Here is a 24,784-nt window from a genome sequence, read left to right as displayed (position 1 = left end):
ATAACTTAACATAAAAGACCTTTAAGGTTTTATAAAGAAAAAATAGAAATGGCAACTACTTCAGATATTAGAAACGGATTATGTATTAGATATAATAATGATATTTATAAAATTATAGAATTTTTACATGTTAAACCGGGTAAAGGTCCCGCTTTTGTAAGAACAAAACTAAAAAGTGTAACTAGTGGTAAAGTAGTAGATAATACTTTTCCTGCTGGTAGAAAGATTGATGATGTTAGAGTAGAAACGCATAAGTTTCAATATTTATATAATGAAGGACTAACGTATCACTTTATGAATCAACAAGATTATTCTCAAATTCAATTAGAAAAAAATGCATTAGATAATCCAGGGTTAATGAAAGAAGGTGAAGTTGTAACCATAATTATTAATTCTGAAGATGATATGCCTTTGTCCGTAGAAATGCCGCAAAGCGTAATTTTAGAAGTAACTCATACAGAACCAGGTGTTAAAGGTAATACTGCAACAAATGCAACAAAACCTGCAACAGTAGAAACTGGTGCTATTGTAAACGTTCCTTTGTTTATTAATGAGGGTGATAAAATTAAAGTAGAAACCACAAAAGGTAATTATCAAGAACGTATTAAAGAGTAATATTTAATATGTTTAAAAAAGTTTTTCTATATATTTTTATACTTTTTACTTCAATATCTTGTAAAAAGATTATTGACACAACAGCATCATTTGGAAAAGATGAAGTAAAAGTTGAAGATTTCTTGACTATAAAGGTTAATGAAGAATATTCGTTAGGTACACCTGATTATATGAAAGAAATGAAAACTTTACACGATGAAGCTTCATTTGAATATGCAAATATTTATAAAGAAACATATGCAATTGTTATTGATGAAAGTAAACAAGAATTTGTTGATACTTTTAAAGAATTAGATATTTATAATGATGAAATGTCTGTATTAGAAAATTATTCAGATTATCAAATTAAAAGTTTAATTGAATCAATAGAGAATGCTACTCATAAAAATATAGAAATAAATATTAAAAACATTTCTTCAAAACACTATGAATTACATGGTAAAATAGATGGATTAAATATTGGTTATTTAATTGGTTTTATTGAAGGAAATGAAAAAATGTTTATGATTATGACTTGGACATTAGATAGTAGGTTTAACAAATACGAGAACACATTTAAAATGATTCAAAAATCATTTAAATTTATATAATAATATTGGATTTTAAAAATACCCAAACTTTATTAAAAATATCTCAAGTAATTGGTTGTGAGTTTATTGGTGATGAAAATTTTCCAATAACAGGAATCAATGAAATTCATGTAGTTAAAAAGGGAGATATTGTTTTTGTAGATCATCCAAAGTATTATGATAAAGCATTAAATTCAGCAGCTACTACAATTTTAATAAATAAAAAAGTAGAATGTCCACCTGGAAAATCATTATTAATTTCTGATGATCCTTTCCGTGATTTTAATAAATTAACACTTCATTTTAATCCTTTTATTGCATCTAAAGAAAGTATTTCTAATGCTGCAATAATTGGCGAAGGAACTGTTATTCAGCCCAATGTTTTTATAGGAAATAATGTAGTGATAGGAAAGAATTGTTTAATTCACCCTAATGTTACTATTTATGATAATTGTATAATAGGTAATAATGTTACAATACATGCAAACACAGTTTTAGGAGCTGATGCATTTTACTATAAAAAAAGACCTACCGGTTTTGATAAATTAATTTCAGGAGGTAGAGTAGTTTTAGAAGATAATGTAGATTTGGGAGCTTCATGTACAATTGATCGTGGAGTAACTGGTAATACAACAATTAAAGAAGGTACAAAAATAGATAATCAAGTTCATGTTGGGCATGATACAATAATAGGAAAAAAATGTCTAATTGCATCTCAAACTGGCATTGCAGGTTGTGTTATTATTGAAGATGAAGTTACTATTTGGGGACAAGTAGGTACAAATAGTGGAATAACTATTGGAAAAGGAGCAATAATTTTAGGACAAACTGGGGTTACAAAATCTGTAGCTGGTGGAAAATCTTATTTTGGAACTCCAATTTCTGAGTCAAGAGAAAAATTAAAAGAATTAGCAGAAATAAAACGTTTTATTAAAGAAAAAAGGAAAGAAAACTAAAAATTCTTTTTTAAAACAGTACAAAAAACTATTTTTGCTAAACAAATAAAAAAAATAAAAACCATGAGCGTTTTAGTAAATAAAGATTCAAAAATTATTGTACAGGGATTTACAGGTAGTGAAGGTACTTTTCATGCAGGTCAAATGATTGACTATGGAACTAATGTTGTTGGAGGTGTAACTCCAGGAAAAGGGGGGCAAGAACATTTAGGTAAACCAGTTTTTAATACAGTAAAAGAATCTGTAGATAAGGTTGGAGCTGATACTTCAATTATTTTTGTACCACCAGCATTTGCTGCTGATGCAATTATGGAATCTGCTGATGCGGGTATTAAAGTAATTATTTGTATTACTGAAGGAATACCTGTCGCAGATATGGTAAAAGTAAAAGCTTATATAGACAATAAAGATTGTAGATTAGTTGGTCCTAACTGTCCAGGTGTAATTACACCAGATGAGGCTAAAGTTGGTATTATGCCAGGTTTTATCTTTAAAAAAGGTAGAGTAGGTATTGTATCGAAATCAGGTACTTTAACATATGAAGCTGCAGATCAAGTTGTAAAACAAGGTTTTGGTATTACAACAGCAATTGGTATTGGTGGAGATCCAATAATTGGAACTACAACAAAAGAAGCTGTAGAAATGTTAATGAATGATGATGAAACTGAAGCAATTGTAATGATTGGTGAAATTGGAGGAAATTTAGAAGCTGAAGCAGCACAGTGGATTAAAGCTGATGGAAACAGAAAACCAGTTGTTGGTTTTATTGCAGGTCAAACTGCTCCAGCTGGAAGAACAATGGGACATGCTGGTGCAATTGTTGGAGGAGCTGATGATACCGCACAAGCAAAGATGAAAATTTTAGCTGAAAATGGAGTTCACGTTGTGAGTTCTCCAGCAAAAATTGGAGAAATGGTTGCGAATGTTTTAAAATAAACACGCTTACATAAAAAAACTGTTAAAGTTTTATAAAATTTTAGTTTAAAATCCGTTGAATTCGTAAATTCAACGGATTTTTTAAATTTATCCCAAAAAAACATTATGAAACAAATTAAATTATTTGCTTTTAGCTTAATATTAGTCATGGTTTTTAGTTGTAAAACTAATTCTGAAAAAAGCTATGAAGTTAAAACGCAAAAAGATGCAAACGGTATTATTTATGAAACTGTAGATAATGACCCTACAGGTTTAAGATTATATACTTTAGACAATGGTTTAAAAGTATATTTAAGTAAAAACTCTGATGAACCTAAAATTCAAACGTATATTGCTGTTAGAGCTGGTTCAAATTATGATCCAAAAGAGTCTACCGGATTAGCTCATTATTTAGAGCACATGGTTTTTAAAGGAACTCATAAAATAGGTACTGTAGATTGGGAAAAAGAGAAAGAATATTTGAAAAAAATCTCTGATTTATACGAACAACACCGTACAGAAGAAGATCCAGAAAAAAAGAAAGTTATTTATAAAGAAATTGATAAAGTTTCTTTAGAAGCATCTAATTATTCGGTTGCTAATGAATACGATAAAATGACGGCCTCTATAGGAGCTACAGGTACTAATGCTCACACTTGGTTTGAAGAAACAGTATATAAAAACAAAATTCCTGCAAACGAATTAGATAAGTGGATAGATTTAGAAAATGAACGTTTTAATACACTTGTTTTGCGTTTATTTCATACTGAATTAGAAGCAGTTTTTGAAGAATTTAATAGAGGTCAAGATAATGACTTTAGAAAACGTTACGCTGCAATGCTAGATGGTTTATTTCCAAATCATCCATACGGACAACAGACAACCATTGGTACTGGGCAACATTTGAAAAACCCTTCAATGATAGATATCCATAATTACTTTGATAAATATTATGTACCTAACAATATGGCAATTGTTTTAGTTGGAGATTTAGAGTTTGACACAACAATAAACAAGATTAACGACACTTTTGGTAAAATGGAAAAGAAAGAATTAAAACATCCAACTTTACCAAAAGAAGTTGCTATTACACAACCAATTATTAAAGAAGTATTTGGTCCAACTTCAGAAAGTATTTCAATTGCTTATCGTTCTGCAGGTGTTAATACTGAAGAAGAAAAATTAGTTACACTTTGTGATATGATTATGGCAAACGGCAATGCAGGTTTAATCGATTTAAATTTAAATCAAAAGCAAGCTGTTCAAAGAGCAAGTTGTTCACCAACTTTTTTAAATGATTATGGATATCATACATTTACAGGAAGCCCAAAATCAGGTCAGTCTTTAGATGAAGTTAAAGGATTGTTATTAGAACAAGTAGAAAAATTAAAGAAAGGTGAATTTGATGAATGGATGATTGAAGCTGTAGTAAATGACTTAAAATTGAGCCAAACACGTCAATATGAAAGTAATACTGCCTTAGCAGGAGCTTATTACAATGCTTTTATTCATCATGAAAATTGGATAGATAAAGTTAAGTTTTTAGATGGTTTAAAGAAAATTTCTAAACAAGAATTAGTTGATTTTGCTAATAAATTTTACAAAGACAATTACGTTGTAACTTACAAAAGAAAAGGAGAAGATAAAAGCATTGTAAAAGTTGACAACCCTGGAATTACACCTGTTAACTTAAATAGAGACAAAAGCTCAGAATTTTTAATAGCTTTTAATAAAGTAGAATCTTCGCCATTAAAACCTAAGTTTGTTGATTATAAAACTGCAATCAAAGAAACTGAAACAAGTAATGATATTAAAGTTTCTTATGTAGAAAATCCAAACAACGATTTGTTCAACTTAAATATTATTTTTGATATGGGTAGCGATAACGATAAAAAGTTAAGTCTTGCTGCTGGTTATCTTGAATATATTGGAACTGATAAATATTCTGCTGAAGAAATTAAAAAAGAGTTTTACAAATTAGGAATTTCTTATTATGTAAACACAGCAAGCGATAAAACTTATGTTGGTTTAAATGGATTGAAAGAAAACTTACCAAAAGGGTTACAATTGTTAGAGCACCTTTGGGATAATGCAAAAGCAGATCAAGACGCTTATGATAAATATGTAGAAAAAATATACAAAGGAAGACAAGATGGAAAAACTCAAAAAGGAAATATCCTTTGGAATGGTTTAATGAATTATGGAAAATATGGTGAGGATTCTCCTTTAAGAGATATCATGCAAATTGATGAATTAAAAGCCATAAATCCAGAAGAATTAGTTGCGCTTGTAAAAGACATGAAAAACTTTAAGCAACGTATCTTTTATTATGGTAAAGATGTTGATGCTGCTGTTGCAGCATTAAATTCAGAACATAAAATTTATGGAGATTTAAAAGAATACCCTGTTGCAAAAAAATACAAAGAAACTGAAACTGGAGGAAATGTATTTTTTACAAACTATGATATGGTACAAACTGAAATGATGTTTTTAGCAAAAGGAGAACCTTTTAAAGCAGAAAACATGGCTGCGTCAACATTATTCAACACGTACTTTGGTAGCGGTTTATCATCAATAGTATTTCAAGAAATAAGAGAATCTAAATCATTAGCGTATTCTGCTTTTGCTTCTTACCAAGGAGCATCTAAAAAAGACTCTCCAAATTATGTTATGGCATATGTTGGTACACAAGCTAATAAATTAGAGCAAGCTGTTGATGCAATGATGGATTTAATGAATAATATGCCAGAAGCAGAAAAGCAATTTAATGCAGCTAAAGAGGCTACATTAAAAAAACTAGCTGCACAAAGAATTACAAAATCTAACATTTTTTGGTCTTATGAAAGATTACAAAAGTTAGGAATTGATAATGATAATAGAGAGGCAATGTATAATACCATTAAAGGTATGAATATGGAAGATTTAAAAAGCTTCTTTAATAAAAATATAAAAGGAGAATCTTACAATGTAATGGTTATAGGTAATAAAAAAGATTTAAACGTAGAATCTCTTAAAAAATTAGGGAAAATTCAAGAATTAGAGATAGATTACTTATTTAATTATATTGATAAAAAATCAGTAAAACAATAATCAAACTTCTTTTAAAAATTAAAAGCTCGTAAAGTAAATTTAACTTTACGAGTTTTTTTATTTTAGTATCTTTGACGCCTTAAAATAACTAAATTATATGAAATTACTAGAAAATAAATCAGCAATAATAACAGGAGCAACAAGGGGTATAGGGCGTGGCATTGCAATAGAATTTGCAAAACAAGGTGCAAACGTTGCCTTTACGTATAGTTCTTCTGTAGAAGCTGCAAAAGAACTAGAAACTGAATTAAAATCAATTGGTGTATCTGCAAAAGGATATCAGTCAAATGCTGCTAATTTTGAAGCTGCACAAGAATTAGCTAGCGAAGTTTTAAAAGAGTTTGGTTCTATAGATATTTTAGTTAATAATGCCGGAATTACAAAAGATAACTTGTTGATGAGAATTACAGAAGATGATTTTGATAAAGTTATTGAAGTAAATTTAAAATCTGTATTTAATTTAACAAAAGCTGTTATTAGACCAATGATGAAACAAAGAGCAGGTTCTATCATAAACATGAGTTCAGTTGTAGGTTTAAAAGGTAATGCTGGTCAATCAAATTATGCTGCTTCAAAAGCAGGTATCGTAGGTTTTTCTAAATCAGTGGCTTTAGAATTAGGATCTAGAAATATTAGAAGCAATGTAATTGCACCTGGTTTTATAGAAACAGAAATGACAGATAAATTAGATGAAAAAGTAGTGCAAGGTTGGAGAGATGGAATTCCTTTAAAAAGAGGAGGACAACCAATAGATATTGCAAATGCTTGTATATTTTTAGCTTCGGATATGAGTGCTTATATTACTGGTCAAACTCTTTCTGTTGATGGAGGAATGTTAACATAAATATATAATTAAATAATAATTAAGCCTGTAACAAATAAACGTTACAGGTTTTTTGTTTTTAGATAGTTCTTTATATCTTTCCATAAAATAAAAACCATTGCAAACTTCATTAATTTTATATATTATTTTAGCATTGTTACTCAGTGTTTCTGTAGCATTTTTACAATATTTTTATAAAATAAAAAAGAAACCAAAAGTTACAATTTTACTTTTTGCATTAAAAACGTTCAGTTTGTTTTTTTTGATTTTACTCTTATTAAATCCAAAGATTGAGAAAACTGAAATTATTAATGAAAAACCAACACTTTCTATTTTAGTTGATAACTCTAAGTCAATTTCTTTTTTTGAAGAAACTGAAAACACAAAGCAACTAATTACAAAGCTTATCAAAAATAAAGAGTTAGTTGATAAATTTGATATACAGGAATTTTCTTTTGGTAAAAACCTTCAGGTTTCAGATTCTCTTTCTTTTTTAGAAAATAACACTAATATTGCTGCTGCTTTATCATCTGTAAATGACATTAATAAAAATAAAATTGCACCTATTATTTTAATTTCTGATGGAAATCAAACTATTGGACCTGCTTATGAATTTATAAATTCAAAACAAACAGTTTACCCTGTAGTTATAGGTGATACAACTAAGTATGTTGATGTTAAAATATCGCAATTAAACGTTAATAAATACAGTTATATTAAAAATAAATTCCCTGTTGAAGTTATTTTAAATTATGAAGGCAATGAAAATGTAACTACACAGTTTTCAATTTTTGGTGAAGGAAAAACATTGTTTAGAGAAAAAGTACAGTTTTCTTCAACAAAAAAATCAGCTACATTAACTACAAATTTAACTTCTACTAAAGAAGGATTACAATATTATTCAGCATCGATAAGTAAAATAGATAATGAGAAAAACACAAAAAACAACACTAAAAGTTTTTCTGTAGAAGTAATTGATGAACAAACTAAAGTATTGATTTTAACATCGATTTTACATCCAGATATTGGAGCTTTAAAAAAGTCAATAGAAATAAATAAACAACGTACAGTAGATATTCAGTTAATTAGTGATTTTAAAAAAGAACTTAATGATTATCAATTAGTTATTTTATATCAGCCAAATAATAAGTTTAATTCATTGTTTTCTCAATTATCACAAAAGAATAATAATTATTTTTTAATTTCTGGAGCAAATACTGATTGGAATTTTTTAAATCAAAAACAATTAGGATTTTTTAAAACAGCTATCAATCAAACAGAAAATTATGGTGCTTTTTTTAATGAAAATTTTCTAACATTTTTACAAGAAGATATTGATTTTAATAATTTTCCGCCTTTAAAAGACAAGTATGGAGAAATTATTATAAAAAAAGAACATCAAATATTATTAGAACATAGCATAAACGGTTTACAAACCAAACAACCTTTGTTAGCTACTATAGAGCAAAATGATCAAAAAATTGCCGTTTTATTTGGTGAAGGAATTTGGAAATGGAGATCCAATAGTTTTTTAAGTGCAAATTCTTTTAAAGATTTTGATAAATTTATTGGTAATTTAATACAATATTTATCTTCAAATAAAAAAAGAAATCGATTAGAAGTTAACGCTAAAAATTTATATCCATCAAATTCAAGTATAAATATATCTGCTTTTTATACAGATAAAAATTATCAATTTGATGCTAGGGCTTCGTTACAAATTTCAATTACAAATATAACTACAAAAGAAGTTACTAAAATTCCTTTTTCATTAGTGAATAATGCTTATCAATTAGAAATTGAAAACCTAAACTCTGGAGATTATACTTATAAAGTTGATGTTTTAGGACAGAAAATAAATAAATATGGTCGTTTTAAAATTACAAATTATCAAATAGAAGAGCAGTTTACTAATGCTAATGTTGATAAACTGGAACAGCTTGCTTTAAAAACATCTGGGAAAGTGTTTCATAAAAATAAAACAGATAAATTAATTGCTGATTTATTGAATAACGATTCGTATTTCATAACTCAAAAATCAACTGTAAAACAACAAAATTTTATTGATTGGAAATGGGTTTTATTTTTAATAATTATCTTATTAACAGTAGAATGGTTTATCAGAAAATATCACGGAAAAATTTAATAATTAGCCTTAATAATCTATTTTAAATTACTAATTATAAAATTAAATGCAAGTACATTTTATATTTTAAAACAAATAATATTTGTAAATTTGATTAAACTTAAAAACAATAAAAATGTCAAATAAACAAATGGAATTTAATTTTCCAAAAGGAGGATTTTTCTTCATATTCTTAATAGTTATAGTAATAATATTATTTTCAAAATCAACAGTTACAATTGGACCAGGTGAAGGTGGTGTTATCTTTGAAACTTTAGGTGATGGTATAAATACAAGTAAAACTTATGGAGAAGGATTTCATATTGTTGCCCCTTGGAACAAAATGATAGTTCGTAAAGTACGTCAACAATCTATATCTGATGAAATGAATGTGCTTTCAGTAAATGGGCTTGAGGTTAAGGTAAATGGAACAATTTGGTATGAGCCAGAATTGGAAAATTTAGGTTCTTTAATTAAAACAAAAGGTGAAGACTATGAGCGTGAATTATTAGACCCTGCAATTAATGCTGCTGCAAGAAGTGTAGTTGGACGTTATACACCAGAGCAATTATATTCAAGTAAAAGAGATGTAATTGAGCAAGAAATTTTAGATGAAGTTACCAAACTTTTGGCAGGTCAATTTTTAATTGTTAAACGTGTTTTAGTAGAAGATGTAAAATTACCTGCAACAATTAAAGGTGCAATTGAACGTAAATTAAAACAAGAACAAGAATCTTTAGAATATGAATTTAGACTTGTAACTGCAGATAAAGAAGCCCAAAAGGTTAGAATTGAAGCACAAGGTAAAGCTGATGCAAATAGAATATTAAGTGCTTCTCTTACTGATAAAATTTTACAAGATAAAGGAATAGAAGCTACAATAGAGCTTTCTAAATCTTCAAATAGTAAAGTAATTGTTATTGGGTCCGGAGATTCAGGTATGCCAATTATACTTGGCAATCAATAAAAATTAGTAAAAAATATTAAATTAAAAATCCAGCTTTTGCTGGATTTTTTTTGTTACAAGTATTTCTTTCTTATCATAGTTCTTAAAGTTATGTTAAACTCAAATAAATGTGTAACTTATATTATAAAAGTGAGTCTTATAGATGTAATAAGATATTAATTAATAAGTTATAATATAAATGAAAAAGAATGATTCTGGAATTTCCAGAAGAAAGTATAACTAAAAGACAAACTGGATTTTAGTTATTAATTAGTTAGTTTTAATAGTTGATTTGAGCCAAAAAACATTCGTTTTTTGGCTCTTTTCATTAAAAATATAGTGTTAATTTTTTACAGGAATTTTATCTCTATCAATCTTTCCTTTTTTAAGTGCTTTATAGTCTTCATAACAATCTAAAACAGCTTCAATCATTTGTAAGTCAGATGCTTTTTTAATAAAATATTCAGAGTAGTTGCAGTCTGTAAGTAATTCAGATAACTCTTGTCTATCCATATCTAAATACTCCATCATTACTTCTCTATCAAATTTACCAGCTAACATTTTACGTAAGCCGTCTTCTTTTTTTAATTTTTGAAGTTTCTTTAATTGCTTTGGTTTTTTTCCAAAATGGCTATATAAAAAATCAACAGGATTAAAAAGAGCAGCAATAGGAGAGGAGTAGTTTTTACTTTTAGGTTTACCCACTTCATAAGTTTGCGGTAAACCATTTATATGAATTCTAGTAAACCTATCTTTTGGTACTAATTTAACATCAACTTCTAAAACACCAATTAATTGTGTAGATTTAATAACAATTTCTTTTGTTTCTTCAGATTTTTCATACAAAGCAATTTCTAATTCATTCCCTTTTAATAAATCATTAGTAATCTTTAATTTAATTGAAGAAAAACCTAAATAAGAAACTAAAATTGTATCATTTGCTTTAGTAGGTAACTCAAAAAAACCTTTGTCATTAGTAATAGTACCAACTACTGTGTTTAAGTTTAAAACATGTGCAGCACTTAATGGTTTCTTATTATCAGCATGTATAATTTGACCTTTTAAAATAGTGGTTCGTATACTATCTTTTTGAGAAAACGCACTTAATGTAATAAATAAGCACAGTATAAATATATTTTTTTGCATAATTACAAAATTAGTAATTATACTGCTTATAAAGGTTAATATTATGTGAAAGAATAAAATATTATTAAGTGCACACGAGAAGATTCGAACTTCCACGTTCTTACGAACACAGCCCCCTCAAGGCTGCGCGTCTACCAATTTCGCCACGTGTGCAATAAAAAATTGAACTGCTAAATTAGAAATAATTTTCTTTAATATGTTATTATGCATAGTATATTTTGAAGAGAAATCAATTATAATTTTCTGTTTAAAACAATCATTTTTTATCGATATTTGCTGAAATTTAAAGTAAATGAAAATTGTTTTATTAGGATACATGGCTTCAGGAAAGTCTAGTATTGGAAAATTACTAGCAAAAAAACTTAATTATCAATTTATTGATTTAGATGATTATATCATCGAAAAAGAAAAGATGACTATTTCTGAAATATTTAAAGTAAAAGGAGAAATATATTTTAGAAATATTGAAAATAAATATTTAAAAGAAGTAATTCTAAAAGGCGAAAAATATATTCTTGCTTTAGGTGGTGGTACACCCTGTTATGCAAATAATATGGAAGTAATTAATTCGAGTAAAGATTCGGTTTCAATATATTTACAGGGTAGTACATCTACAATGATAAAAAGATTGATAAAAAAGAAAAGTAAAAGACCGTTAATTGCTTCTTTAGGTGATGATAAAATTCCTGAGTTTGTAGCAAAACATCTTTTTGAAAGAAGACCTTTTTATGAACAAGCAAAGCATACTATTAAAATTGATGATGTTAAAAAGAAAGAAATTGCTAAAAAAATTAGTAAGCTCTTTAAATTAAATAAGCTTTAGTTTCTTCATTTTTAAAATCAACTTGTATATGTTCTTTTATTGATGTTGATAATGAAACACCTTTAAAATCAGCTTTTACAGGATATTTTTTATGGTTTCTATTTACTAAAACTGCAGTTTTAAATCTTTTTAATGGTACATTTAAAAAATGTTTTACGCCATAAATTAGGGTAGTACCAGAGTTTAAAACATCATCAACTAAAACCAACGATTTATTTTTGTAATCTGCTGTTTGTAAAGAAGTTGTAATTTTTTCTCGAGGTTTTTTCTTATTAATGACTACCTTACAAATAGATACATTAAGCGATGAAATTTCATTTAAAATTGTAACTAATTTTTCCGCAAAAATATATCCATTACCAATAACTCCAGCAATAATAACTTCTTTTTCATTACTATTACTTTCATAAATTTGATATGCAATTCGTTTAATTTTTTGATTGATTTGAATACTATCTAATATTATATTTTCTTGTGTTATCATATTATTTCTTCAGTTTCATCTTGATAATCGTCAATATCTCTTCTGTCTTTTTTTGTAGGTCTTCCAGTTCCTTTCTTTCTATAGTAATCTTTAGCAAATTTTAAAAGTTCAGTTTTTTCAAACTCTTCTTTTGGGGTAACATCTTTTCTAAATTGCTCTACCAGTTTTGCACCAACTCTACTTTCAGGTAAATTTAAAACTTTTATTTGATAATTTATTTGGTTTTTTCTGATAGTAATTAATTCATTTCCAAAAACCTCTTTAGATGGTTTTAAATTTTTAGCATCTATTTTTACTTGTCCTTTTTTACAAGCAACAGTTGCTAAACTTCTTGTTTTAAAAAACCGAATACACCACAAATATTTATCTATTCTCATAAAAAAAGGTAAAATATACTTTTTGTCTTTTTACAAAGGTATAAAAATGGTAAATTGCCACCTCTAATTTTATAGTTAAATGATTAAAATAAAAAACATTTTTGGAATATTAATTCTTGTTGCACTTTTTTTTGCTTGTTCTAATGATACAATTGTTAATCCGTTTGCAGATATAGATCATGAAGCCTTAGCACTTTCAGATAATGATAGTTTGGTAAAGTTTTTACAAAACCATTATTATGATGATACTGTAGATTCTGTTAAAACATTAGTTTCTGGTCAAACGGCTTTGTATTCTGATAGTAAATTAAAAACCTTAGATGTAGAAGAAAATGATATAGCATATAAATTATATGTTTATGTTTTAGATGAAGGTACACCTACAATTGATAATGGTTATCCTACAAGAGTAGATTCAGTTTTTACAAAATACTCTGGTAGAACTTTAACAGGTACTAGTTTAGCAACTTCTGCTTTTGATGGAAACACTGTTGGAGTATGGCTCAGTTTAACAAATGTAGTTGATGGTTGGGCATATGGTTTTACACAATTTAAAGGTGGAGACCTAAAAAAAGATGCTAATGGCGGTGTTTTTAATGGTCCAATAACTTATTTAAATGGGGGTAAAGGGGTTTTATTTATTCCATCTGGTTTAGCTTACCCATCATCAAATACCTCAAATTATATTAGTAGTTTAGTTGATACAAATATTATGTTTTATGTAGATTTATTAGAGTTTGTACCTAATACAGATCATGATAATGACGGTGTTCCTTCTATATCGGAAGATGTTGATGGCAATGGTAACCCTAATGATGATGATACAGATAGTGATGGTTTTCTAAATTATTTTGATACTGATGATGATGGTGATGGCGTTTTAACAATTGATGAAGATGCAAATGGAGATGGAAACCCTGCAAATGATTTTAGTGACCCTAATAATCCTACATTAGCAGATTATTTAAATCCTGATATTTTTTAGTAAAAAAACAAAATATATTTATATAAATGCTCTTGAGAAATCAAGGGCATTTATTATTTTAAGATGTAATGTAATTAAAAATTAAAATATCTGATATTGAGAGATAAACATTTATCTTTTATCTAAGCTATCAAACAACATTTGGTTGATTAAAGAAATGGGTAAGAAATTTAAATCAGAAAAGTTTTAGATTTGCTTATTTTGTATAAAGATCTAAAATATTTGTATGGTAATGAAAGAAGAGAGAGTTTAAAATAATCTCTAAACAATAAATTATAATTGATAAAAGAAATAATTTGGAGTTTAAAAAGATAAAAAATAAAAAGAGGGAAGTATATTTTACACTTCCCTCTGTTATTTTAAATAATGTTTGTAATTAAAATTTTAAAGACAAACCTATAATTATTTGGTTGATTCTTGTATCGTAATTTACATCACCAAGACTACTAGTAAGGCTAGATTCAATATCAGAAAAAGCCCTTTCCCAACGTACATCAATTCCTAATTTTCCAAATTCAACTCCACCACCAAATTGAAGTCCCATTGTAAAACCATCAGCATCTACATTACTTATTTCACTGATATTAAAATCAGAATCTAAAATATATTGAAAAGAAGGACCAATATAAACGTTACCAATTCCAAAAACTTTTTTTCCTAATAAAACAGGAATGTCAATTTTTTTAAAACTATGATTAGTTGTTATATCTGCAGTTTTAAAAAAAACTTCATTTTCTAAATTGGTATATACTAATTCTGGTCTTAAGTATAACCCAACAACTGGAATTTTAAAACGTAACCAAACACCAGCATGATAACCAGTTTTACTTTTAGCACCTTCAAAAACATCTTGAGCTGTTTCTTTTATTGATTCAGAATTATAGTTTACACCAGCTTTTACACCAAAATCTAATTGCGCATTTGATAATTGACTAAAACCTAAAGTTAAACATAAAATTAAAATTACTTTTTTCATCATTTTTATTTAAAGTTAATATTCATACGTTTTACTAAAAAAACGTTATTATTTTCTGGAAATTACCTTTTTAACGGCTTTTACAACAGCCGCTGCATCTAAACCATATTTTGCCATTAATTGTTCTGGTGTTCCCGATTCTCCAAAAGTATCATCTGTTGCAATAAATTCTTGTGGAGTAGGGGTGTTTAACGCTAAAGTTCTAGCAACGCTTTCTCCTAAACCTCCTAATTTATTATGTTCCTCTGCAGTTACAATGCAACCAGTTTTAGCAACGGATTTTAAAATAATGTCTTCATCTAAAGGTTTAATTGTGTGAATATTAATTACTTCTGCAGATATTCCTTCAGCTTCTAATTGCTCGGCAGCTTGTAAAGATTCCCAAACTAAATGTCCAGTTGCAACAATTGTTACATCTGTTCCTTCTGTTAATTGAATTCCTTTACCAATAACAAACTCTTCATCAGCTGGCATAAAAACAGGTACTTTTGGACGACCAAAACGTAAATAAACAGGCCCGTCAAAATCAGCTATAGCAATTGTAGCTGCTTTTGTTTGGTTATAATCACAGGTGTTTATAACTGTCATTCCTGGTAACATTTTCATCAAACCAATATCTTCTAATATTTGGTGTGTTGCTCCATCTTCACCTAAAGTAACACCTGCATGAGATGCACAAATTTTTACATTTTTATCAGAATAAGCTACAGATTGACGAATTTGGTCATAAACACGCCCAGTAGAAAAGTTTGCAAATGTTCCTGTAAAAGGAATTTTACCTCCAATTGTTAAACCAGCAGCAATACCAATCATATTGGCTTCTGCAATTCCAATTTGAAAAAATCTTTCTGGGTTTTCTTTAATAAATTGATCCATTTTTAAAGAACCTATTAAATCCGCACATAAAGCAACTACATTTGGGTTTGTTCTTCCTAATTCTGTTAATCCATCACCAAAACCTGAACGAGTATCTTTTTTTTCTGTGTATGTATATTTCTTCATTATATAATTGTGTTGTAAGTATTGTAAAAATTTGCGTAAAAATAAACTTTTATTTGAAGATTGACTTTAATCTTTGCCTTAAATAAACTTTAGAACATTAAAATTTATTAATTTTAAATTAAATATGAGTTTTAATTACTAATAAATAATATTTTTAAGTTAGAGTATATTGGTTTTAAGTTGTTATTTTTTATAAGCTCATTAGTTCTTTATAAAGTTTGTGTACAGGTAAACCTGCAACATTAAAATAACTTCCCTCCATATTTTCTATGGCAATAAAACCTATCCATTCTTGAATTCCGTAAGCACCAGCCTTATCGTAAGGGTTGTAGTTTTTTATATAATAATTGATTTCTTGGTCTGTTAAATCTTTAAAAGAAACAATAGTTGTATCACTAATAATCCTTTGAAAATTCTTGTTTTTTATGCTTATAGATGTAATAACTTCATGCTTTTTTCCTGATAAATTTCGTAACATTTTAAAAGCTTCTACTTCATTTTTGGGTTTTCCTAAAGCTACATCATCTAACCAAACAATTGTGTCTGAGGTTATTAATAGTTCTTTTTCTGATAAGTTTATAAAAGGTTGTGATTTTAAATCTGCTAAAAAATTGGTTATCTCAGCTCCTTTTAACTCTTTAGGATAAATCTCTTCAACTTCTATTAATTCAATAGTAAAATCGATATCTAAATCTTTAAAAAATTGCTGTCTTCTTGGAGATTTTGAGGCAAGAATAACATTATAATTTTTAAGTTTTTCTCTTAACATTAACAATAATTAATTATTAAAATTCTTTTTTATTCTGGCCAAATCACGCTTATTATCTCTATCTTTCATTACTTCACGTTTATCATGTATTTGTTTTCCTTTAGCCAACGCAATTTCTAATTTAGCAAAACCACGATCGTTAATAAACAGTTTTAAAGGCACAATTGTATTTCCTTTAGCTTCAACATCTTTTTTTAAACTCTTTAATTCGCGTTTATTTAGCAATAATCTGCGTTCACTTTTTGGATTATGATTAAAGTGATGTCCAAACATATATTCTTTAATATACATGTTAATAATAAACAGTTCTCCTCGATCATTAAACTCACAAAAACTCTCTGTAATTCTTGCTTGACTTTGTCTTATCGATTTTATTTCTGTTCCCGTTAATTGAATACCAGCAACAAATTTGTCTAGAATTTCAAATTCGAAACGAGCTTTTTTATTCTGAATATTTATTTTTTTCTGTACAGTCATAAACTGTTTCTTATTTTTTTTAAGATTTACTTAACTTTCAATTTTATCAAAAGATTTAACAAAGATACATTTTTACATTCGTCAAAGAAATGTAATTTTGAATTCTATTTTACGACCAAGAGAAACAAAAACATCAATGAAATACTTGTCAATAACAATTTTACTGCTTTTATTTTCTTACAATACTTCTAAAGCGCAAATAACAGCACAGCAAATTATAGATAAAACAATTGTTATTTCTGGTGCAGATAAAGTTGCTAACTCTTTAATTACATTTAATTTTAGAGATAAAAAATATTTAGCTCAAAGAAAAAATGGAAACTTTAGATTGAGCAGGATTTTTAAACAAAAATCAGAAACTATTGAAGATATAATTTCTAATAATGGTTTTCAAAGATTATTTAATGAACATCCTTTAAAAACTAAAAAATCATTAGCTAATAAATTTGCCAATTCAGTAAATTCTGTTCATTATTTTTCTGTCTTGCCTTATGGTTTAAATGACAAAGCTGTTCGTAAAAAACGATTACCATCATCCATTGTAAATGGTAAAGAATATTATAAAGTAGAAATCACTTTTTCTGAAGATGGTGGAGGAGAAGATTTTGAAGATGTATTTATTTATTGGATTGGTAAAGAAGACTTTTTAATTGATTATTTAGCGTATTCTTATCATACAAATGGAGGTGGAAAACGCTTTAGAGTTTTAAAAGAGCAGTGTGCTAAAAATGGTATTCGGTTTGTAGATTACCATAATTACAAACCTTTATCTAAAAACATTTCTTTAATTAATTTGGATAAAGCGTTTGAAAAAAAACAGCTTAAAAAAGTATCAGAAATTGTTTTAAAAGATATTGAAGTTGAAATTTTAAATTAATTAACAATCTTAATCTCACTTGTTTTTTTATCATTAGAAAGTGTTACTATAAATAAGCTAGAATTGTCGTTATCGTCTATATTCTTATATTTTTTTACGCCAATAATTTTATTGACAAATGCCGGAGTTGTATTGCTATGACCAACTATTAAAACTGTTTTTCCTTTGGTGTTTTTTTGAAAAATAGAATCATACATTTTTCTTGGATTATAGTTTATAATCTTTAAATTTTTACTTTCTGCGGTAGGTTTTGCTGTTTGCATTGTTCTGTTAAATTTTGTAGAATATACAGCGTCTAAATCAATATTTTTAAAATGTTCTGCCCATTTTTTTGCTCTTTCTAATCCATCTGAGTTCAAATTAGGGTTTTTATTGGTTTTGTCTGTTCTATCTTTTTCCGAATGACGAATTAAATAATATGTGGTTGTTTCTTTTATAGTACAAGAACTTAGTAAACTAAAAGTAAAAACAAAAAGAAAGAAATACTTTTTCATAAAATCTTATATTTAAATACGAATATAATTAAAAAAGAAAGAGTGATTAAAAGTGTTTTACAAATTAGAAATAACAAAGCAACCTTTTAATAAATTAAAAGATTGCTTTTTTACTCAAAATAATAGTAAGTTCTATTTGTTATTTGTCAAAAAAGATTGATTTCTAAAAACCAATTTATCATCAAAAGCATCTAATAAAATAATGCTATCTGTTGTTATTTTTCCTGATAAAATTTCTTTAGAAAGTTGATTTAAAACCTCTTTTTGAATTACTCTTTTTACAGGTCTTGCTCCAAATTCTGGTTGATAACCTCTCTTTGCTAAATATTTTATTGCTTCATCTGTTGCATCTAAAGTAATTTCTTGTTTACCAATCATTTTCTTTAAATGATCTAATTGTAATTTTACAATTTCGAAAATATTAGACTGATTTAAAGGCGTAAACATAATTACATCATCAATTCTGTTTAAAAATTCTGGTCTAACAGTTTGTTTTAATAAACCTAAAACTTCAATTTTTGCTAGTTCAGTTACAGATTCTAAATCTGCTTTTTGATCTGTAAATTTCTCTTGGATAATATGACTCCCCATATTTGAGGTCATAATAATTATAGAGTTTTTAAAATCGGCAACACGTCCTTTATTATCAGTCAATCTTCCTTCATCTAAAACCTGTAATAATACATTAAAAGTATCTGGATGTGCTTTTTCAATTTCATCTAAAAGTACTACAGAATATGGTCTTCTTCTAACAGCTTCTGTTAATTGGCCACCTTCATCATAACCTACATAACCAGGAGGAGCACCCACTAATCTACTAACTGAATGCCGTTCTTGATATTCACTCATATCTATACGTGTCATTGCGTTTTCATCATCAAATAAATATTCAGCCAAGGCTTTTGCTAATTCTGTTTTTCCAACTCCTGTTGTTCCTAAAAATAAGAAACTTCCAATTGGTTTATTTGGATTTTGCAAACCAGCTTTAGAGCGCCTTACTGCATCAGAAATAGCTACAATTGCTTCTTCTTGTCCAACAACTCTTTTGTGCAATTGATCTTCTAATTTTAATAGTTTTTCACGTTCAGACTGTATCATTTTTGTTACTGGAATTCCGGTCCATTTAGCAACAACTTCTGCAATATCATCTAAAGTTACTTCTTCTTTAATCAAAGATTTTTCAGATTTATTTTCTAATAACAATTTTTGAAATCTATCTAAATCTTCTTGTGCTTTTTTAATTTTTCCATACCTAATTTCTGCAACTTTTCCATAATTACCTTCACGCTCTGCTTTTTCAGCTTCAATTTTAAAGTTTTCTATCTCAGATTTTGCATGCTGAATATTATCTACAACGTCTTTTTCTGATTTCCATTTAGCATAGATTTCATTTCGTTGTTCTTTAATATTTGCTAATTCAGCTCGTAAACCTTTTAATTTTATTTCATCTTTTTCACGTTTAATTGCCTCAATTTCAATTTCTAACTGCATTATTTTACGGTCTAAAACATCTAATTCTTCAGGCTTAGAATTAATTTCCATGCGTAATTTAGAAGCAGCTTCATCCATTAAATCAATAGCTTTATCTGGTAGAAATCGATTGGTTATATAGCGTTGAGACAGTTCTACAGCACTAATAATTGCTTCATCTTTAATTCTAACTTTATGATGAGTTTCGTACTTTTCTTTGATTCCTCTTAAAATAGAAATTGCACTTTCTGTGTCTGGTTCATTTACAATTACTTTTTGAAAACGACGCTCTAAAGCCTTATCTTTTTCAAAATATTTTTGATATTCATCTAATGTAGTTGCACCAATAGCACGTAATTCTCCACGTGCCAAAGCAGGTTTTAAAATATTTGCTGCATCCATAGCCCCATTTCCACCACCAGCTCCTACAAGAGTGTGAATTTCATCAATAAATAAAACAATATCACCATCAGAAGTTGTAACTTCTTTAATAACAGCTTTTAAACGCTCTTCGAATTCTCCTTTATATTTTGCACCTGCTATTAAAGCTCCCATATCTAAAGAAAAAATCAACTTATCTTTTAAATTTTCTGGAATGTCACCATCCACAATTCTGTGTGCTAAACCTTCTGCAATTGCGGTTTTACCAGTTCCTGGTTCTCCAACTAAAATTGGATTATTTTTGGTTCTTCTTGATAAAATTTGAAGTAATCTTCTAATTTCTTCATCTCTACCAATAACAGGATCTAATTTGCCATCTTGCGCTAATTGATTTAAATTTTTAGCGTATTTATTTAAAGAATTATAAGTTTCTTCTTGACTTTGAGAAGTTACTCTTTCTCCTTTTCTTAATTCATCAATTGCTGCTTTTAAATGTTTTTCTGTAATTCCTTGATCTTTTAAAATCTGTGCAATATTACTTTTTGATTTAAAAATTGCTAGAATTAAATGTTCAATAGAAACATAATCATCTTTCATGTTTTTTGCTAAGATAGCAGCATCATTTAAACTTTTACCAGCTTGCCTAGAAATCATTAAATCTGCACCAGATACTTTCGGTAAACTTTTTAATTGTTTGTCTAAAACCTGATTTAAAGTTTCAATATTTATGTTTAATTTTTTCAGTAAAAAAGGTAAAACATTTTCATCAACTTGTATTAAAGCCTTAAAAATATGTTCGTTTTCTATTTGATTATGTTCCAAACCTTGCGCTAACTGCTGTGCTAACTGAATGGTTTCTTGTGATTTTGTTGTATATGTATTAAAATTCATTTTTTTTCTTTAAACAAGTGATTTTCTCAATTGTATTATTTTTCAATTTTCATTAACAATCACTTAAAAGCAATTTTAATACCATCCTAATTTCAAATTTTAAAGAAGTCATTTTGTCTTTAAAAGCCTTATTTTAATGACTTTTTGACTGTTGTAAGTTTGTTACCTTTACATCGACAAAAAAATAAAAATAAGAAATGGGTATTTTTAATAATGTATTTGGTAAAAAAAGTGATAAACCTAAACCTGAAAAAAAAGTATATTTAAATTGGATTGCTTTAACTTCATTAAATCAACTTGAAGAAATTAAAGAACAATCTAAAACTGAATCTGTTTTAATTTTTAAACATTCTACACGTTGCGGAATAAGTAGTATGGTAATAAAACAATTTGAAAAGTTGTTTTCTGAAGAACATCAACATTTAAAGGTCTATTACTTAGATTTATTAAATTACAGAAATATTTCTGATGAAGTAGGTTATATTTTTCAAGTAATGCATCAATCTCCTCAATTGTTAGTAATTAATAATGGAGTTTCTGTATATAATGCATCACACTATGATATAACTCAAATAGATTTGTTAAGATTTATATAGTTTAATTTGTGATAAAGATTATTTAAGTCTTATTTTTGTATTTCAAATTTTTTATTCTTTGGAAGAAAATACAACTACAGAAATTAAAGAGGGCAAAGTTCTATATGGCTATCAGCAAGATGCCTTAAGAGAAATTTTTACGCGTTTTGAAACCGCTCCACAAGATTACCATTTGTTATATCAGCTACCAACAGGTGGTGGGAAAACAGTTATTTTTTCTGAAATAGCAAAACGTTATTTAAAAACATTTAAGAAAAAAGTTTTGGTTTTAACTCATAGAATTGAGTTAAGTAAACAAACCTCTAAGATGTTAAATGAATTTGGAGTTAAAAATAAAATTATAAATAGTACTGCAAAATTAGATGATCAAGATCAATTTAGTTGTTTTGTAGCAATGGTAGAAACCTTGAAAAATAGGTTAAATGATGATAAATTAGATATTTCTGATATCGGTTTAGTAATTGTTGATGAGGCTCATTACAATTCATTTACTAAAATTTTTAAGTTTTTTGATCAATCTTTTATATTAGGGGTAACGGCAACGCCTTTAAGTTCTAATATAAAATTACCAATGTACGAGAATTATCAAGAGTTATTTGTTGGTGAAACTATTCAACATTTAATTGATAATGAGTATTTAGCAAGAGCTAATATGTATTCTTTTAATGTTGGTTTAACTTCTTTAGAAGTAGGTGCAAATGGAGATTATACTGTAAAATCTTCAGAAGATTTATATGGTAATACCGATATGCTTTCTAAATTAGTAAGTGCATACGAAGAAACAGCAAAAGGGAAAAAAACACTTATTTTTAATAACGGAATAAATACTTCTATTCAAGTTTTTCATGCATTTAAAAAAGCAGGCTATCCAATTGCTCATTTAGATAATACAAATACCAAAAAAGAAAGAGATTTTATTTTAAAATGGTTTCATAAAACACCAAATGCAATAATAACTTCTGTAAGTATTTTAACTACTGGTTTTGATGAGCCTAGTATTGAAGCTATTATATTAAATAGAGCAACAAAATCTTTAACTTTATACTATCAGATGATAGGACGTGGTTCTCGTATTTTTGAGAATAAATCTACTTTTGATGTTATAGATTTAGGAAATAATTTTCACAGATTTGGTGCATGGGGTGCAGATTTAGACTGGCAAAAAATGTTTAAGTCTCCTGATTATTATTTAGATACAATTCTTTCTGATGAAGAAATTGAAAGTACTTTTAGGTATGAATTACCAGCAGATATAAAAAAGGAGTTTTCAAAATCAAAAGACTTGTTTTTTGATATGAAAAAAGTATATATAGAAACCATTAAAGCAGGTGAATCTTCTAAAATGGTTTTAGAAAAGTCTATTGTACATCATGCAAAAATGTGTATTGAAAATAGTGAAGATGTTTTTGATGCTTTAATTTTAGCAAAAAGTCTAGGAGAAGAAATTAATGATAGAATTGATAGATATGCAAAGTGTATTTCTAAAAGTACTCATAATTTTGTTACCTGGTTAAAAGACGATTATAAAAAGAAATTAAATGCTTATTTAAGATCTAATTTTGATGAAGATTTTGAAGAAATTCATGGTCATCCACCTATAGAAGAATAATATAAATTTAAAAGCCTCACAGAAATGTGAGGCTTTTTTTGTTTTTAATATTTTAATAAAAATTATTTAGCAGGTAAAACTTTACCAATACATTCTCCAAAACCAATTCTTACTTTATCATTTTTACAATGAGCGCGCATAATTACCGTGTCATTATCATTGATAAATTTACGTTCAGAACCGTCTTTTAAAATAATTGGGTTTTGACCTCTCCAGGTTAGCTCTAACATAGAGCCATAACTATCTTTAGTAGGTCCAGAAATAGTACCTGACCCCATCATATCACCAGCTTCAACAGGACAACCATTTACAGTATGATGTGCTAATTGTTGTGCCATTGTCCAATACATATATTTAAAGTTAGAATTAGCTATAATAGTTTCTTCTCCATTTTCAGGCTTAATTCCTACTTGTAATTTAATATCATAACTACCTTTTTTATCTTGTTTTAAATAGGGTAAAGGCTCATAAACTTGTTTTGGATTATCAACTCTAAAAGGCTCTAAAGCATCTAAAGTTACAATCCAAGGAGAAATTGTTGAAGCAAAGTTTTTCCCTAAAAAAGGACCTAAAGGAACATATTCCCATGCTTGAATATCTCTGGCAGACCAATCATTAAATTGTACCAATCCAAAAATATATTCTTCTGCTTCTTCAATAGGAATTCTATCACCTAAAACATTAGCATCCGTTGTAATAAAAGCCATTTCTAATTCAAAATCTAATAATTTTGAAGGACCAAAATTAGGAGTTGTTTCTCCTTCATTTGGTTTAGATTGTCCATATGGTCTTCTAATTGGTGTACCTGAAGGAATTATAGATGAACTTCTACCATGATAACCTATAGGCACTTGTAACCAGTTTGGAAACAAAGCATTTTCTGGGTCTCTAAATAATGAACCTACATTTGTTGCATGTTCTTTGCTTGCATAAAAGTCTGTATAATCACCAACAGCAACTGGTAATAACATTTCAATTTCATCCATTCTAAAGATAATTTTTTCTTTATGAATGGCATTATCTCTTAAAATACCGTTAGTTACATCAAAAACTTCAGCGATTCTATTTCTTACCAATCTCCAAGTTTTACGACCATCAGCAATAAAATCATTTAAATTATCTTGTAAAAAAATATCATCAGTTAATGGGATGCCTTCAAAATATCCTAATTGATGAAAAGCACCTAAATCTATAGCAAAATCTCCAATTCTACTACCTATAGTTATAATGTCATCTCTAGTTATAAATACCCCAAATGGGATGTTTTGGATTGGGAAATCTGAATTTTCTTTAACTTTTAACCAAGATTTTCTTTTAGGATTATTTGCGGTTATGATCATTATATTATTAATTTATTTTTCTCAAACGTACATAATTTTTTACATTTT

The 24,784-nt window shown here is 27.6% G+C and carries 23 protein-coding genes and 1 tRNA gene; 13 read left to right on the top strand and 11 right to left on the bottom strand.

What is annotated here, in order from left to right; translation table 11 throughout:
• Window positions 1–48: 48 nt before the first annotated feature.
• The 8 genes from efp to Q0733_RS00465 all read left to right on the top strand — a co-directional run bounded on the left by efp (window position 49) and on the right by Q0733_RS00465 (window position 10,060).
• A complete protein-coding gene (efp, locus tag Q0733_RS00500) occupies window positions 49–615 on the top strand; it encodes an elongation factor P (protein ID WP_298777630.1) in 567 nt (188 codons plus the stop codon).
• Window positions 616–623: 8 nt separating this feature from the next.
• Window positions 624–1,205: a hypothetical protein gene (locus Q0733_RS00495; protein ID WP_298777628.1), complete on the top strand. Its 582-nt coding sequence runs from the start codon at window positions 624–626 to the stop codon at window positions 1,203–1,205.
• A gap of 5 nt (window positions 1,206–1,210) precedes the next feature.
• Complete coding sequence (locus tag Q0733_RS00490) at window positions 1,211–2,140, top strand: UDP-3-O-(3-hydroxymyristoyl)glucosamine N-acyltransferase (protein ID WP_298777626.1); 930 nt, start codon at window positions 1,211–1,213, stop codon at window positions 2,138–2,140.
• A gap of 63 nt (window positions 2,141–2,203) precedes the next feature.
• Window positions 2,204–3,076 (top strand): succinate--CoA ligase subunit alpha, encoded by an 873-nt coding sequence (gene sucD / locus Q0733_RS00485; protein WP_298777624.1) that lies wholly within the window; start codon window positions 2,204–2,206, stop codon window positions 3,074–3,076.
• A 105-nt stretch (window positions 3,077–3,181) separates the two neighbouring features.
• Window positions 3,182–6,145 carry a pitrilysin family protein gene (locus tag Q0733_RS00480; protein ID WP_298777622.1) on the top strand — a complete coding sequence of 988 codons (2,964 nt, stop codon included), beginning with the start codon at window positions 3,182–3,184 and terminating at the stop codon, window positions 6,143–6,145.
• 97 nt (window positions 6,146–6,242) lie between these two features.
• The gene (gene fabG / locus Q0733_RS00475) at window positions 6,243–6,989 is read left to right on the top strand and encodes a 3-oxoacyl-[acyl-carrier-protein] reductase (RefSeq protein ID WP_298777620.1); all 747 of its coding nucleotides are present in this window, start codon (window positions 6,243–6,245) and stop codon (window positions 6,987–6,989) included.
• Between the two features lie 97 nt (window positions 6,990–7,086).
• Window positions 7,087–9,114: a VWA domain-containing protein gene (locus tag Q0733_RS00470; protein ID WP_298777619.1), complete on the top strand. Its 2,028-nt coding sequence runs from the start codon at window positions 7,087–7,089 to the stop codon at window positions 9,112–9,114.
• 115 nt (window positions 9,115–9,229) lie between these two features.
• On the top strand, window positions 9,230–10,060 hold the full coding sequence (locus Q0733_RS00465) for a prohibitin family protein (protein WP_298777617.1): 831 nt from the start codon (window positions 9,230–9,232) through the stop codon (window positions 10,058–10,060).
• Between the two features lie 321 nt (window positions 10,061–10,381).
• On the opposite strand, the gene Q0733_RS00460 is transcribed toward Q0733_RS00465, so the two are convergent.
• Window positions 10,382–11,185 carry a carboxypeptidase-like regulatory domain-containing protein gene (locus Q0733_RS00460; RefSeq protein WP_298777615.1) on the bottom strand — a complete coding sequence of 268 codons (804 nt, stop codon included), beginning with the start codon at window positions 11,183–11,185 and terminating at the stop codon, window positions 10,382–10,384.
• A gap of 69 nt (window positions 11,186–11,254) precedes the next feature.
• Window positions 11,255–11,338 (bottom strand) — tRNA-Leu (locus Q0733_RS00455).
• A 139-nt stretch (window positions 11,339–11,477) separates the two neighbouring features.
• On the opposite strand from Q0733_RS00455, the gene Q0733_RS00450 reads away from it, so the two are divergent.
• Window positions 11,478–12,008, top strand: coding sequence for a shikimate kinase (locus Q0733_RS00450; protein WP_298777613.1), 531 nt, complete (start codon window positions 11,478–11,480; stop codon window positions 12,006–12,008).
• Here Q0733_RS00450 and Q0733_RS00445 read toward each other — a convergent pair.
• Window positions 11,989–12,492: a phosphoribosyltransferase domain-containing protein gene (locus Q0733_RS00445; protein ID WP_298777611.1), complete on the bottom strand. Its 504-nt coding sequence runs from the start codon at window positions 12,490–12,492 to the stop codon at window positions 11,989–11,991. The two genes, Q0733_RS00450 and Q0733_RS00445, sit on opposite strands and share 20 nt — an antisense overlap.
• A complete protein-coding gene (locus Q0733_RS00440) occupies window positions 12,489–12,869 on the bottom strand; it encodes a S4 domain-containing protein (protein ID WP_298777609.1) in 381 nt (126 codons plus the stop codon). Before Q0733_RS00440 ends, Q0733_RS00445 begins: the two co-directional genes overlap by 4 nt.
• Window positions 12,870–12,948: 79 nt before the next feature.
• Here Q0733_RS00440 and Q0733_RS00435 point away from each other — a divergent pair, with 79 nt between their 5' ends.
• Window positions 12,949–13,854: a peptidylprolyl isomerase gene (locus tag Q0733_RS00435; RefSeq protein WP_298777606.1), complete on the top strand. Its 906-nt coding sequence runs from the start codon at window positions 12,949–12,951 to the stop codon at window positions 13,852–13,854.
• A gap of 376 nt (window positions 13,855–14,230) precedes the next feature.
• Here the strand turns inward: Q0733_RS00435 and Q0733_RS00430 are convergent, their stop codons facing one another.
• The 4 genes from Q0733_RS00430 to smpB form a co-directional block, all read right to left on the bottom strand.
• Window positions 14,231–14,833, bottom strand: coding sequence for a porin family protein (locus Q0733_RS00430; RefSeq protein ID WP_298777605.1), 603 nt, complete (start codon window positions 14,831–14,833; stop codon window positions 14,231–14,233).
• 45 nt (window positions 14,834–14,878) lie between these two features.
• On the bottom strand, window positions 14,879–15,832 hold the full coding sequence (locus Q0733_RS00425) for a transketolase C-terminal domain-containing protein (protein ID WP_298777603.1): 954 nt from the start codon (window positions 15,830–15,832) through the stop codon (window positions 14,879–14,881).
• Window positions 15,833–16,022: 190 nt separating this feature from the next.
• Complete coding sequence (locus Q0733_RS00420) at window positions 16,023–16,601, bottom strand: Maf family nucleotide pyrophosphatase (RefSeq protein WP_298777601.1); 579 nt, start codon at window positions 16,599–16,601, stop codon at window positions 16,023–16,025.
• 9 nt (window positions 16,602–16,610) lie between these two features.
• Entirely contained in the window at window positions 16,611–17,078 is a 468-nt protein-coding gene (gene smpB, locus Q0733_RS00415; protein WP_298777599.1) for an SsrA-binding protein SmpB, read from the bottom strand.
• Between the two features lie 97 nt (window positions 17,079–17,175).
• Between smpB and Q0733_RS00410 the strand changes: the two genes are divergently transcribed.
• Window positions 17,176–17,955 (top strand): DUF6503 family protein, encoded by a 780-nt coding sequence (locus tag Q0733_RS00410; RefSeq protein ID WP_298777597.1) that lies wholly within the window; start codon window positions 17,176–17,178, stop codon window positions 17,953–17,955.
• Here the strand turns inward: Q0733_RS00410 and Q0733_RS00405 are convergent.
• Together Q0733_RS00405 and clpB are read right to left on the bottom strand one after the other, a co-directional pair.
• On the bottom strand, window positions 17,952–18,449 hold the full coding sequence (locus tag Q0733_RS00405) for a histidine phosphatase family protein (protein WP_298777595.1): 498 nt from the start codon (window positions 18,447–18,449) through the stop codon (window positions 17,952–17,954). The genes Q0733_RS00410 and Q0733_RS00405 overlap by 4 nt on opposite strands.
• Window positions 18,450–18,581: 132 nt before the next feature.
• A complete protein-coding gene (clpB, locus tag Q0733_RS00400; protein WP_298777593.1) occupies window positions 18,582–21,191 on the bottom strand; it encodes an ATP-dependent chaperone ClpB in 2,610 nt (869 codons plus the stop codon).
• Window positions 21,192–21,388: 197 nt separating this feature from the next.
• Between clpB and ytxJ the strand changes: the two genes are divergently transcribed.
• Together ytxJ and Q0733_RS00390 are read left to right on the top strand one after the other, a co-directional pair.
• Complete coding sequence (gene ytxJ, locus Q0733_RS00395) at window positions 21,389–21,787, top strand: bacillithiol system redox-active protein YtxJ (protein WP_298777591.1); 399 nt, start codon at window positions 21,389–21,391, stop codon at window positions 21,785–21,787.
• A 58-nt stretch (window positions 21,788–21,845) separates the two neighbouring features.
• The gene (locus tag Q0733_RS00390) at window positions 21,846–23,396 is read left to right on the top strand and encodes a DEAD/DEAH box helicase family protein (RefSeq protein WP_298777589.1); all 1,551 of its coding nucleotides are present in this window, start codon (window positions 21,846–21,848) and stop codon (window positions 23,394–23,396) included.
• 62 nt (window positions 23,397–23,458) lie between these two features.
• Here Q0733_RS00390 and fahA read toward each other — a convergent pair whose 3' ends face one another.
• Window positions 23,459–24,736 carry a fumarylacetoacetase gene (gene fahA, locus Q0733_RS00385; protein ID WP_298777588.1) on the bottom strand — a complete coding sequence of 426 codons (1,278 nt, stop codon included), beginning with the start codon at window positions 24,734–24,736 and terminating at the stop codon, window positions 23,459–23,461.
• Between the last annotated feature and the right edge of the window lie 48 nt (window positions 24,737–24,784).

This window comes from uncultured Polaribacter sp. (assembly GCF_947500975.1).
Lineage (GTDB): Bacteria > Bacteroidota > Bacteroidia > Flavobacteriales > Flavobacteriaceae > Polaribacter.
This window is presented reverse-complemented; position numbering and strand designations above follow the sequence as displayed.